This window comes from Planococcus sp. MB-3u-03 (assembly GCF_002833405.1).
Taxonomy (GTDB): Bacteria; Bacillota; Bacilli; order Bacillales_A; family Planococcaceae; genus Planococcus.
This window is the reverse complement of the sequence record NZ_CP025135.1, coordinates 2,757,354-2,769,418: the sequence shown is the minus strand read 5'-3', so window position 1 is coordinate 2,769,418 and position 12,065 is coordinate 2,757,354. Positions and strand designations below refer to the sequence as shown.

Sequence of the window (12,065 nt, the reverse complement as noted above, 5' to 3'; positions counted from 1 at the left end):
AGTGGTAGAAATGAAGAAAATGCTATTGATGTTCGTCCTTTTGGCAATGATGGTTTTGGCCGCATGTACCATGGATGCACCAGGTTCGGATTCAGAAGAAACAACGGGCGGCGAAGAAGCGAGCGGCGATTACACAGTCGGCTTCTCGATCTCGACATTGAACAACCCGTTCTTCGTGACATTGAGCGAAGGAGCGGAAGCTAAAGCTTCTGAACTTGGCGCAAGCCTATCGGTTGTCGATGCACAAGATGATGCATCGAAACAGGCAAGTGATGTAGAAGACTTGATCCAGCAAGGCGTAGACATGATTCTGATCAACCCTGTCGATTCTGAGGCAGTTGCTTCAGCCGTGGCTTCGGCCAATAATGCCGACATCCCGGTCATTACAGTAGACCGCAGCGCAGAAAGTGGCGAAGTCGTTTCCCACATTGCTTCGGATAACGTAGCGGGTGGCGAAATGGCTGCTGAACATTTGTTGTCGCTTGTCGGTGACGGAGCACAAGTAGCTGAACTTGAAGGGGTCCCTGGATCTTCTGCAGCGCGTGAACGCGGAGAAGGTTTCAATAATATCGCAGCGGACAGCATGGACGTCGTTGCCAAGCAAACGGCGAACTTCAACCGTGCAGAAGGTTTGTCGGTCATGGAAAATATCCTGCAAGCAAACCCTGATGTAACCGGAGTGTTTGCACATAACGACGAAATGGCGCTTGGCGCGCTTGAAGCGATTGAAGCTTCGGGCAAAGACGTTACAGTTGTTGGATTCGACGCGACAGATGATGCTGTTGCAGCAGTAGAAGAAGGCCGGCTTGCCGGAACGATTGCCCAGAAACCGGAAATGATCGGGGAAATGGCTGTCGAAACAGCAATCCAGCACTTGGACGGCGAAGAAGTGGAAGCATCGATTCCAGTAGAATTGGAATTGATCGAGGAATAATGAAGAAACCGCATCGGCAATTTGCCGGTGCGGTTTTTTAATGCAGCTAGGCTGAAAGAACCTAGCGAAAAAGAAACAAAGAAAAATATAGATTTTATTTGGATTTTTTTACTATTAATATAAAATAGTAGTAAGCCATTAGTTCTGATTATTCAGGTATCAGAAAATTCTTACTTTATTTGTGGTACATTTTTTGTAAACCACTTGGAGGAGGAAGTAAAATGGCGAAATTGAATCGATGGAGAGCAGCGGGATTGCTCGTGCTGGCAGGGGCTTTGGCGGCATCCCCGCTGCAGATGGGAAGTGATGGGGAAATGGCAGGAGCAGACAGTGAATATGCAGCGTTAACTGCGCAAGTGAATGATATTCTGCAAGATGAAAGCTTGGACGGCGCGCTAGCAGGGGTCAGCATCCGAAAAGCGGACAGTAGGGAAAAAATATACGATCATTTTGGGGACATCCGACTGAAACCGGCATCCAATATGAAGCTGTTCACCTTGGCGGCGGCACTTGAAACTTTGGGGGAAGATCATCGGTTCTCGACAGAACTGCATACTGATGGGGATCTGAAAGGCAAAGTGCTGCAAGGCAATCTTTACTTGAAAGGCAAAGGCGACCCGACATTGCTCGAGGAGGATTTCGAGCGCTTTGCAAAAGAATTGAAAGCACAAGGCATACATAAAGTGAAGGGCGACTTGATCGGCGACGATAGCTGGTTCGATGATGAACGTTTGTCTGAAGACATGACATGGAAAAACGAAGTGTATTATGTCGGAGCCCAAGTATCCGCATTGACCGCCTCACCGAATAAAGATTACGACGCGGGGTCGATTATCGTGGAAGCGAACGCCGGAGATGCGGCAGGAGATGAGGTGCGGGTAAGTTTGTCGCCCGAGACGGATTATGTGACGATCACCAATAACGCCCAAACAGTGGCAGCTGGCGAACCGAAAACACTGAGCATCACGAGAGACCATGGCACGAATGAAATCATTGTGGAAGGCAATATCCCGGAACAGGGCAGCCGGACGCGTGAGTGGATCGCAGTCGATGAACCGTCAGGATACGCGCTCAGCTTGTTCGAAAAGGCACTCGATAAGGAAGGCGTCGAGTTGATCGGGAACTCACAAACGGAGATGGGCGTAACGCCATCTGATAGTCGCATGTTGGTAGAGCATCAATCGATGACGCTTGCGGAACTGTCGATCCCGTTCATGAAACTGAGCAATAACGGACACGGTGAAGCGTTGGCGAAACAAATGGGCCGCGTGGTGAATGGAGAGGGCAGCTGGGAAGCCGGGCTTGAAGTGATGGAGGCAACGGCCGATAAGCTTGGCGTCAATGTCGACACGATCCATCTGCGCGACGCTTCCGGAATGTCCCACGTCAATTTGATTCCAGCAAATGAAATTTCGCAGTTACTGGCCGGGACACAGGACGAGCCATGGTTCGATACGTTCCTCGAATCCTTGCCGGTCGCAGGAGCTTCTGAACGCCTTGTCGGCGGAACCTTGCGCAACCGCATGAAAGGCACAGCCGCAGAAGGCAACGTCCAGGCTAAAACCGGCAGCTTATCCTCGGTTTCTTCTCTGGCCGGCTATGCAACGACCCAAGACGGCGAACGGCTGGTCTTTGCGATCATCCTGAACAATGATTTGGCGAATGTCACGCCGATCGAAAACGCGATTGCCGAAGCGATTGCTGGATATCAAGCCGAGTGATGAGCAAGAGCTTCGGAGGACGATGAAAATCAGTTTTAACAGAAACAGCGGCGGAAGGCTTCGCGTCTTTTGCGGGCTGTTTCTTTTTGATGGGAAAGATTGGATTGTTCTTTCCATCCTGAAAAAACTTCTGTATGGTGAATATATCAAGTATTCAAACAACTTAGGAGTGATGGAAATGAGACCGATCATCGGCATTACCGCGTCAAAGGAATTAGGGAAAGATGAATACAATGTAGAGCTTGCGGACACAGAAGCGATTGTCCGGGCGGGCGGCTTGCCGATCATGCTTCCGCATATTGAAGGGCAGGCGGAACTGGAAGAACTCGCCGAGCACATCGACGGATTGTTCCTTGCGGGCGGCTGGGATATTGATCCGACATTATTCGGCGAAGAGCCGCATCCGGGTCTTGGCGTCATCATTCCCTCACGCGACCGCTTCGAGCTGGAGCTGCTGGAGAAAGTGATGGAGAAGAACAAACCGGTGTTGGCGATTTGCCGAGGCGCCCAGATCTTGAATATCGCAGCCGGCGGTGACATGTATCAGGATACGCCGTCTCAGCTGGCTGGTAACCTGCTGCAACATCAGCAGCGTGCGCCGAAAGAACATGGCTCGCATTTTGTCGAAGTTGCGGAAGGTTCGCTATTGCACCGGTTGACGGATTCTCTGAAGCTCAAAGTCAATAGCCGCCACCACCAGTCGAATCGCCGAGTGCCGGATCATTATCTCGTTTCCGGAATCGCAAGCGACGGAGTCATAGAAGCGATTGAAAGCAAAGAGCATGGTTTCGCCCTTGGGCTGCAATGGCATCCGGAAAATATGGCGCGTGCAGGCGACGCAGCGTCTCTGCGTATCTTCGAAGGTTTTGTCAGCGCATGTACAGAAGAAGGGGATGAGTGAGTGCAGATCATCGATACACATTGCGACGCGCTACTGAAGCTTCAGGTGGCGAAGCGCAACGAATTGTTTCGGGGAAAGCCGTTGCATTTTAAGGATGCGGAAGAGCTCGACACTAATTTCCAACGTTTGCAGCAAGGGGGCGTCAAAGTCCAGTTTTTCGCGGTATTTGTGCATCCGGAACTGCCGGACAATGAAAAATGGCAGCACGCATTGGAGCAGGTCGATTTGTTCTACAGCGAAGTGCTTGGCCAGCCGCTCATGAAACACATCCGCAACTGGGAAGACATCGACACGCTGGGCCCGGGAGAAATCGGGGCAGTGCTCGCGCTCGAGGGGGCGGATGCTTTCGGAAACGACCTTGCGAAATTGCGGCATCTCTACAGGCTCGGCGTGCTGTCGCTCGGGCTGACATGGAATTTCGCCAATCTTTGCGCGGACGGTGTCGGAGAGCCCAGAGGCGGCGGGTTGACGCTGCTCGGCAAGCAAGTGGTGCAGCTGAATAATGACCATCGTGTTTTCACGGACGTGTCCCATTTGTCGCTTGCGGGATTTTGGGAGGTGATGGAACTCGCCGATTATCCGATTGCGAGCCATTCCAATACACGGAAGTTATGCGAGCATCCACGCAATCTGGACGACGGGCAAATCGAGGCGATGTTCTCGCGCAACGGCTTGATCGATGTGGTGTTCTGTCCAGAATTCATCAACCCGGGGAGCCAGCAGGCGACGATCGAGGATTTGCTGCGCCATATCGAACGTCTTTGTACGCTCGGTGGAGAACGCCATATTGGCCTGGGATCTGATTTCGACGGGATTTTCGATCACGTCACGGGGCTTGAAAACGCTTCGGCGTACCCGAATTTAATCGAAGCCTTGCAAAAACGCTATTCGAAACCCAAGTGGAACGGTTTGCGTTCCGGAATTTCTTGGCGCATCGGCCGGGTATCAGGGAAGCAAGCAGCAAAATATAAAAGCCATCCGCTAATGAGTCAGCGGATGGCTTTTGCCTTAATACTTATTCATGGAAGACTCTGTTTCGCCAGATTCGGCAGCTTGCAGTTTGCTTTCTTCCGAATCGCTCTTGGCGTGTTTCCGGCGGTGCAGAATCGCATTGATTTCAGCGCCGATAACCAGGATCAAGCCTGTGAGGAAGAACCACAGGATCAAGACAATCAATCCGCCGAGGCTTCCGTAAGTGGCTGAATAGCTTCCGAAATTCGATACATAAAATGAGAAGCCAAGGGAGACCAGCTGCCACAGGATCGTAGCGATGACTGCCCCGATGAGGACTTCCTTGAACGGGAAGTGCTTATTCGGCGCAAATTTGTAAAGTAGCGCCAATACGAGGCTCATGACCACGATGGAAATGACCCAGCGAAGCACCTGGAAAATGATTTCTGTCTGCTGCGGAAGATTCAGGAATTGATTGATCATATCGATGATCGTGCCGCCGAAGATCGGCAGTACAAGCGCAACGATGACAGCAACCAGCATGAACAGCGTCAATACGATTGCCAGCCCTTTCTTCACGAAGAAAGAACGGGTTTCTTCCACGTCATATGCTTGGTTCGTTGCATCCATGAATGCAGTCAGGGCATTCGAAGCGGACCAAAGCGTACCAAGGATACCGAAAGTCAATAGGCCGCCGGACGGTGTCGTCACGACGCTGACGATGGTATCTTCGAATGTTGAAGCGACTTCACCTGGCAGGACGGTGCCGATAAAATCGACAGCCCGCTGCGGGTCGATCTGTAAATACGGCAGGATGGCCAGCAATAAAATCAATAATGGGACAATTGCCAGTAGATAGTAATATGCCTGGGCTGCCGCAAGTGTCGTCGCATGGTCTTTCTTGAATTCTTTGCCAAGTTCCTTGGCAAAAGACGTCACTTTGCTCATAACTTTATACCTCCATTTGTTTTGTAAAGTTATTAAGTATATGCCCGCTGCAACCAGGAAATAACCTTAAAAAAGAAAATTGTCCGTTTTTTACTTCATTCAGGAAGAGTTTTAATCGATCATTCTGACGCCAAGAAGGTCGGCAAAAGCGATTCGGACAACATCAGCACCCGATGAAATCTCTATGGTTTGATTGGATAGGCCGACTGAAGCGATGGTTCCGGATACGGCTCCCGGCCCATCGTCCCAATAGCGCATTTCGACCATGCATTGCCGCTGGTAGGCGATGCCGATTTCCTCCTGCAATAAACCGAGCTCTTCTTCATCGAGGCGGGGTTTATGCTTGGAAGGCTCATCGGCTTCCCACTCCCGCAGCATCCGGACATGTTCCGGCAGCATCAGCGCCCCCCATTTCAATTGCCCCCTGTCCAATACGTCCCCTTTAACCGTCAAATGCCGGTTCTTTTTCATCTTCAGCACTCCTTTCTAAAATATAAGAACACTTGTTCTTATCGTAAAGAAAGAACGGCTAATGGTCAATTACTTCTTTTCCATAAAAAAACAAGGCGCCTAAAGGCAGCCCTGTTTATGCGTTGATTTCCGGTTCTTCGAGTTTCTCGAAAGCGATCTTGAGGATATGGTGGTTTTCCATAGCAACGATTTCCCAATGATAGCCGCCTTTTTCGAATGAATCTCCAGCTTCAGCTTCGATGAGCTGATGCTGCATCCAGCCGGCGATGGTATCGATTTCGTCGCTGTCGGCAAATTTCAGGCTGAAGCGTTCTTCCAAGTCTTTCAACAGGACGCGGCCATTCACCACATACCGGGTGTCGCTTTCTTTCACGATTTCAGCTTCCTCTTCTTCATCAAACTCATCCCGGATTTCCCCGACGATCTCCTCGAGAATGTCTTCCATCGTGATCAGCCCCGACGTGCCGCCGTATTCGTCGATGACCAGCGCGATGTGGGTGCGGTCTTTCTGCATTTTCACGAGCGCCATCTGCAGCGGTGTCGTTTCATGGAAATACGGAAGGTCATGGACGAGTTCGGTCATCTGGACATCGTTATTGATCGCATAATGGGTCAGTACTTCCTTGGCATTGATGAAGCCGATCAAGTCGTCTTTATCACCGTCGCGCGCAATCGGATAGCGTGTAAAGCGGTGCTCCCGAAGTTCTGCCAGCAATTCATCAGTGGACAAATCATCCGGAAAAGCGACCATTTGCGTGCGCGGGATCATGACGTCCTTGGCGCTGCGTTCATCAAATGCAAAGATGTTCTGCATATAGGAAAGCTCCGTCTGGTTGATTTCGCCGCTCTGGAAGCTCTGTGCCATGATGATCTTCAGTTCTTCCTCTGAATGGGCTTGCTGTTCGCCGGCAGGTTCAACGCCAAACATGCGAAGCAGCAGGCGGGCAGAGCCGTTCAAGACGAAAATGAACGGATACATGATTTTCCCAAAGATATAAAGCGCTGGGGCCAGCGACAAAGTCATTCGTTCCGCAAATTGCAATGCCAGCGATTTTGGCGCCAATTCCCCGATGACGACGTGCAAAAATGTCACCAGTGCAAAAGCGAATGCGAACGACACGATCGTCGAAACCGCTGAAGGGACACCGAGCCAGTCGAATAGCGGATGAAGCAGCCGTTCGACAGTCGGTTCCCCGAGCCATCCGAGGCCGAGGGCGGTCACGGTGATGCCGAGCTGGCAAGCGGACAAATAATAGTCCAGATCGCTGACGACTTTCTTGACAGTGACGGCTTTTTTATTGCCTTCCTCGATCAGCTGCTCGATGCGTGACATGCGGACTTTGACGACAGCAAATTCCGTACCGACGAAAAATGCGGTTAATGCAATGAGTAAGACGAGAAGAGCTAAATTCAGTAAAAGTATGGGGTCCAATAAATTCCCTTAAATAAGGGATTCACCTCCGAGATAGTTTCTTTTAATTTATCACAATTTACATAATGGTGCTGAGGAATTGTATCAATGTGCGTCGAGAACGCGCTTTGTAATTTTGCGGATATCGATCGCTGTATCTTCCGTCATGATGTCATCGAGTATCACTTCGCGGAAATAAGTGACACTCGCGGTAAGCGGAAGGTCGAGGATCTTGCTGAGGGCAATGCGGTACATTTTCAGGAATTCCTTATCGGTATTGCCGCGCTTCAGTTCCGCAAACGCTTCGTAGAATTGGTCGAGCTTATCGGCGAACTCCAATAGCCGGCCTTCGAGCGATTCGTCTTTGCCTTCTTTCATGCGGTCAAAAAAGACTTCCTGGAATTCTTCCGGAATTTCTTTCAGGATGAATTTCTCCATCATCCCTTCCTCGACTCTCGCAAGGATTTCCTTGAGTTCAGGAGATGCATATTTCACGGGGGTTTTGATGTCCCCGATAAATACTTCGGCAAAGTCATGGTTGATGGTCCGCTCGTACAGGGATTTCCAGTCGACAGGTCGGCCTTCGCGCTCTTCAATCGTCGCGAAAAACATCGCATACTGGCTGACTTTCCAGGAATGCGCGGCGACGTTATGCTCTTCAAACTTGAACCTGCCCGGGGCCCGGATGATCCGCTCCAAATCATTTAATGAGGTGAAAAAACGATGTATTCCCATGAAAAACGACTCCTTTTTGCTGATTTCGATGTCTTCAGCATACCCGAAAAACGGTATAATAGAAATTATAGAGTGATTCAAACGGAAAAGGAGCGCAATCAGCTATGACAGGAAAAACACACATCACGGGCGGCATCGCAGCCAGTCTGGCATTTGCGCAAGTTTCCCATTACGAGCCCGCCATCTTATTGATCGGCGGAGTTGCCGGGGCGTTGATCCCGGATATTTGCCACGGTTCGAGCAAAATCGGCAGGAGCCTGCCGATTTTATCGAAGCTGATCAGCACATTGTTCGGCCACCGGACTTTCACCCATAGCTTGCTGTTTTTGCTGCTCATGACGGCATTGTTTCAAGCAGTGTTGCCGAATGAAGCTTTGGCGGCGGGCATTCTTGTCGGCATGATCAGCCACATCGTACTGGACATGGCGACAAAAAGGGGCGTAAAACTATTGTTTCCACTGCGCGTGACGGTGCGCTTTCCACTTACGACATCGACTGGGAGCTTTACGGAACATCTGGTGTTTGCTGCCTTATCGGTGCTGTCGGTTTATTTCGGCTATAACCTATTCAACTTTGCGTAATAAGTTTTAAGCAGTATTCTTCGGGAATAGGAGGGGAAAGCAGTCCAAGAGGAGGAAGTACAATGCCTAGAGACGAATTTTCCAAAGATGCCAACCCATCGAGGAATACTGACCGAAGAAAACGTGAAGAGTTCGAAGGGATTGACCGTGAATCGAAAGAAGACGGACAGAAGATGAGAAAAGAAGGCGCCCACAGCAATACAGGCGTCGGCGATGAACGCAATCCGATCGGCGAATCGGAAAGTGAATAATGACATGAAGGGAAGCTGCCGGAAATCGACCGGCAGCTTCTTTTTTTAGGCCAAGGACTGATTAAGCGAAGCACAACCGGTTCACGAAAAAAAGATGGGCAGCATGAGGACGGTTTCAAAAAATGAGAGCACTCTCGCCAGATAGCATCTCAGCTCTTGTCCTAAAAAATGAAAACGGCTACACTTAAACAGGTGGAATAATTAAACAATTTTTATTATTTGAAAAATGGAGGGATAAAATGATTTCAACAACGTGGAATTGGATGTGGGAAAAGCACGATCAAACAAAAGACATGCTGCGCTTTTTTGCCAAGCCCGGCTCGACTCCACCAGGGGACGACCGCGACCGTGCAGAAGATGCGGGTACATACGATGAGCGCTTCAAGAAGAAAAGCTATAATAAGCCGCAGCTGGTCGGGCTGATCCTTGGCCCTTTGCTGTTCATCTTGACGATGCTGTTCGTGAATCCGGAAGGGTTGACGCCAGAAGCGAAGGCGATCCTTGCCAGCACCATTTGGATTGCGACTTGGTGGATTACCGAAGCGATCCCGATTCCAGCCACTTCGCTGTTGCCGATTGTGTTGTTTCCTTTAACTGGGGGATTGGACGTTGGGGTCACCACTTCCGCTTATGGCAACGACACGATTTTCCTGTTCATGGGCGGCTTCATGATCGCCTTGACGATGGAAAAATGGAACCTGCATAAACGCATTGCCTTGACGATCATTTCATTGATCGGGACGAACACCGAGCGGATCATTCTTGGGTTCATGGTGGCGACCGGGTTCTTGTCGATGTGGATTTCCAACACCGCTACCGCCATGATGATGGTGCCGATCGGGCTGGCCATTATTTACCAGGTGTCAGAAGCATTGAAACATGATGACTCGATCGACACCTCACAGGAAAACTTCGGGTTTGGCAAAGCGCTCATGCTCGGCATCGCTTATTCCGCATCACTTGGCGGAATCGCGACCTTGATCGGGACGCCGCCGAATACTTTGCTTGCCGGTGCGGTCAATGAAATCTACGGCATTGAAATCACTTTTGCCGAGTGGATGCTGTTCGGCGTGCCGGTAGCGTGGATTTTTATCTTCGTGGCTTGGTTCTATTTGATCAAGATCGCTTTCCCATTGAAGTTGAAGGAATTGCCGGGAGGCAGTGCGGTCATTAAAGAACAGAAGGCAGAGCTCGGCAAAGCTTCCTACGAGGAAAAAATCGTTTTCGCGGTCTTCCTGCTGGCAGCATTTTCATGGATCACCCGCTCATTCCTGCTGGTGGAATTTTTGCCTGGCTTGAACGATGCGATGGTCGGATTGATTGCTGCATTGATCTTGTTTGCTGTTCCTTCGAAAAACCGCAGAGGCGACAATTTGCTGGACTGGGCGACAGCCGTTAAATTGCCATGGGGCATCCTCCTGCTCTTCGGTGGGGGTTTGGCGATCGCTGCAGGCTTCACCGAGTCAGGCCTATCTGAATGGGTAGGCGGCCAGTTAATCGGCCTGCAAGGAATCAATGTCTTGATTATCGTTCTTGTCGTTGCGGCATTTGTACTGTTCTTGACAGAAATCACCTCCAATACGGCTACGGCATCGATGATGTTCCCAATCATGGCGTCATTGGCAGTCGCGCTCGGCATCCATCCGTATGCGCTGATGGTAACGGCCGCTGTGACTGCGTCTTGTGCATTCATGCTCCCGGTTGCGACACCACCAAATGCCGTCGTCTTCGGTTCAGGGTATTTGAAAATCATCGATATGGCCCGTGCCGGATTCATCCTGAACGTCTTCGGGATTGTCTTTGTCGGCCTGGCGGTCTACTACTTCCTGCCGCTCGTCTGGGGCATCGATTTATTGAGCACCCCCGCACAGTTCCTTGAATAAACTAAAAGAGCCGCCTCATGCAATCGAGGCGGCTCTTTTTCTGTACCAAGTAACGATCAACACATAAAGCGCAGGCATCACTGCGCAAAGAAGAATTAGTACGTTCCATCCGAAGCGGGTCCAGATGGGGCTGAGCAATGAACTTCCGGCGGCGACGCCGATATAATATGACACGAGATACAAGCTAGATGCGCTGCCTTTATGATGCGTGGCTTGCTGGCCGACAGAAGCGGCGGTCAGTGAATGGGCCGTGAAAAACCCGAGGCAAGTCACGCATAAGCCGACTGCGACCATCCATAGTTCAGGCCCGAGCGTCATCAACACGCCTGCAGAAAAAATGAACACGCCGATAATGCGCACGCGCTTCAAGCCGAATGCTTCAGCAGCGCGCCCGGCAAGCGGCGAGCCAATGACCCCGATGCCGTAAGCGAAGAACAGATAGGAAATCGCCTGCAGCGACATGGAGAATGGCGGGGCTTCAAGGTGAAACGGCAAATAGGTCCAAACCCCGGTGAATGCGATTTGGAGAATCGCGCCGAGGCCGAACACAATGAGCAGTGCCGGATTTCTTAAATGGAACAGGAAACCTTCGATATCTTTTGAAAAGCTCAGCTCGCTCGGTTCAAAATGGTGCGAAGGCGGCAATAGCAAAAAGACGGCGATAAACAAGGCGATGCCGGTCACGCCGAATGCGAAAAAGGTCAATTGCCAGGAAAACGCATCCGTGAGAAATCCGGTCAGGACGCGCCCGAGCATGCCGCCGAGTGCATTGCTCGATATGTATAAAGCTGTGGCATAGGCGATGTTTTTACGGTCGATCTCCTCGCTGATATAGGCGAGCGCTGCAGCCGGGACCCCGGCAAGCGCAAAGCCCTGGATCAAGCGCAGCGCGAGAAACACGGTGAACGATTCGACATACGGCAGGATGAAAAACGGGATGGCGGAGCCGAGCAGCGACCAGATGATATAGGAGCGCCGCCCGTTGCGGTCAGAGAAGAACCCGAGAATGACCAGTCCCGCAATCAATCCGATGATGGTCAGGGAAAGGGACAGGCTAGAAGTTGAAACCGATACCCCGAAATCCGAGACGAATACCGGCAGCAAAGGCTGGACGGCATACATATTGGCGAAAATAAATAACGATGCCAACAGCAGGCTCGCAATGATTTTCCAGAATTCACGGTCGCGTACAGTGTATGTGGGTTTTTCCATGGAGACACTCACTTCCATTTCGTCAAAGCTTCTGCCATCCATTCTATCACTCATTGACAAATAAGT

General features: G+C 50.8%; 11 protein-coding genes and 1 pseudogene. 7 read left to right on the top strand and 5 right to left on the bottom strand.

The window, feature by feature from the left end; all coding sequences use genetic code 11:
• Window positions 1-10: 10 nt before the first annotated feature.
• From rbsB to CW734_RS15060, 4 genes and pseudogenes are all read left to right on the top strand, one after another.
• Complete coding sequence (gene rbsB / locus CW734_RS15075; RefSeq protein ID WP_101191503.1) at window positions 11-934, top strand: ribose ABC transporter substrate-binding protein RbsB; 924 nt, start codon at window positions 11-13, stop codon at window positions 932-934.
• Window positions 935-1,155: 221 nt separating this feature from the next.
• Complete coding sequence (dacB, locus tag CW734_RS15070) at window positions 1,156-2,655, top strand: D-alanyl-D-alanine carboxypeptidase/D-alanyl-D-alanine endopeptidase (RefSeq protein WP_101191501.1); 1,500 nt, start codon at window positions 1,156-1,158, stop codon at window positions 2,653-2,655.
• 178 nt (window positions 2,656-2,833) lie between these two features.
• Window positions 2,834-3,556, top strand: coding sequence for a gamma-glutamyl-gamma-aminobutyrate hydrolase family protein (locus CW734_RS15065; RefSeq protein WP_101192211.1), 723 nt, complete (start codon window positions 2,834-2,836; stop codon window positions 3,554-3,556).
• Window positions 3,557-4,527, top strand: a pseudogene (locus CW734_RS15060) (dipeptidase).
• 37 nt (window positions 4,528-4,564) lie between these two features.
• Here the strand turns inward: CW734_RS15060 and CW734_RS15055 are convergent.
• The 4 genes from CW734_RS15055 to CW734_RS15040 all read right to left on the bottom strand — a co-directional run bounded on the left by CW734_RS15055 (window position 4,565) and on the right by CW734_RS15040 (window position 8,072).
• Window positions 4,565-5,455 (bottom strand): YihY/virulence factor BrkB family protein, encoded by an 891-nt coding sequence (locus CW734_RS15055; protein ID WP_101191499.1) that lies wholly within the window; start codon window positions 5,453-5,455, stop codon window positions 4,565-4,567.
• A 111-nt stretch (window positions 5,456-5,566) separates the two neighbouring features.
• Window positions 5,567-5,926, bottom strand: coding sequence for a YolD-like family protein (locus CW734_RS15050; RefSeq protein ID WP_101191497.1), 360 nt, complete (start codon window positions 5,924-5,926; stop codon window positions 5,567-5,569).
• 115 nt (window positions 5,927-6,041) lie between these two features.
• Window positions 6,042-7,358: a hemolysin family protein gene (locus CW734_RS15045; RefSeq protein WP_232787082.1), complete on the bottom strand. Its 1,317-nt coding sequence runs from the start codon at window positions 7,356-7,358 to the stop codon at window positions 6,042-6,044.
• Between the two features lie 84 nt (window positions 7,359-7,442).
• Window positions 7,443-8,072, bottom strand: coding sequence for a YfbR-like 5'-deoxynucleotidase (locus CW734_RS15040; RefSeq protein ID WP_101191495.1), 630 nt, complete (start codon window positions 8,070-8,072; stop codon window positions 7,443-7,445).
• A 104-nt stretch (window positions 8,073-8,176) separates the two neighbouring features.
• Between CW734_RS15040 and CW734_RS15035 the strand changes: the two genes are divergently transcribed.
• From CW734_RS15035 to CW734_RS15025, 3 genes are all read left to right on the top strand, one after another.
• Window positions 8,177-8,653, top strand: a complete 477-nt coding sequence (locus CW734_RS15035) for a metal-dependent hydrolase (protein ID WP_101191494.1) — start codon at window positions 8,177-8,179, stop codon at window positions 8,651-8,653.
• Between the two features lie 62 nt (window positions 8,654-8,715).
• Window positions 8,716-8,904, top strand: a complete 189-nt coding sequence (locus tag CW734_RS15030; RefSeq protein ID WP_101191492.1) for a hypothetical protein — start codon at window positions 8,716-8,718, stop codon at window positions 8,902-8,904.
• Between the two features lie 239 nt (window positions 8,905-9,143).
• Window positions 9,144-10,787, top strand: a complete 1,644-nt coding sequence (locus CW734_RS15025) for an SLC13 family permease (RefSeq protein WP_101191490.1) — start codon at window positions 9,144-9,146, stop codon at window positions 10,785-10,787.
• A gap of 15 nt (window positions 10,788-10,802) precedes the next feature.
• Here CW734_RS15025 and CW734_RS15020 read toward each other — a convergent pair whose 3' ends face one another.
• Window positions 10,803-11,999 (bottom strand): MFS transporter, encoded by a 1,197-nt coding sequence (locus CW734_RS15020; RefSeq protein WP_101192209.1) that lies wholly within the window; start codon window positions 11,997-11,999, stop codon window positions 10,803-10,805.
• Between the last annotated feature and the right edge of the window lie 66 nt (window positions 12,000-12,065).

Coding starts and splice junctions, on each gene's coding strand:
- CW734_RS15030 (WP_101191492.1), top strand. CDS start 8,716: ATGCCTAGAGACGAATTTTCCAAAGATGCCAACCCATCGAGGAATACT.
- CW734_RS15040 (WP_101191495.1), bottom strand. CDS start 8,072: ATGGGAATACATCGTTTTTTCACCTCATTAAATGATTTGGAGCGGATC.
- rbsB (WP_101191503.1), top strand. CDS start 11: ATGAAGAAAATGCTATTGATGTTCGTCCTTTTGGCAATGATGGTTTTG.
- dacB (WP_101191501.1), top strand. CDS start 1,156: ATGGCGAAATTGAATCGATGGAGAGCAGCGGGATTGCTCGTGCTGGCA.
- CW734_RS15020 (WP_101192209.1), bottom strand. CDS start 11,999: ATGGAAAAACCCACATACACTGTACGCGACCGTGAATTCTGGAAAATC.
- CW734_RS15025 (WP_101191490.1), top strand. CDS start 9,144: ATGATTTCAACAACGTGGAATTGGATGTGGGAAAAGCACGATCAAACA.
- CW734_RS15035 (WP_101191494.1), top strand. CDS start 8,177: ATGACAGGAAAAACACACATCACGGGCGGCATCGCAGCCAGTCTGGCA.
- CW734_RS15065 (WP_101192211.1), top strand. CDS start 2,834: ATGAGACCGATCATCGGCATTACCGCGTCAAAGGAATTAGGGAAAGAT.
- CW734_RS15055 (WP_101191499.1), bottom strand. CDS start 5,455: ATGAGCAAAGTGACGTCTTTTGCCAAGGAACTTGGCAAAGAATTCAAG.
- CW734_RS15050 (WP_101191497.1), bottom strand. CDS start 5,926: ATGAAAAAGAACCGGCATTTGACGGTTAAAGGGGACGTATTGGACAGG.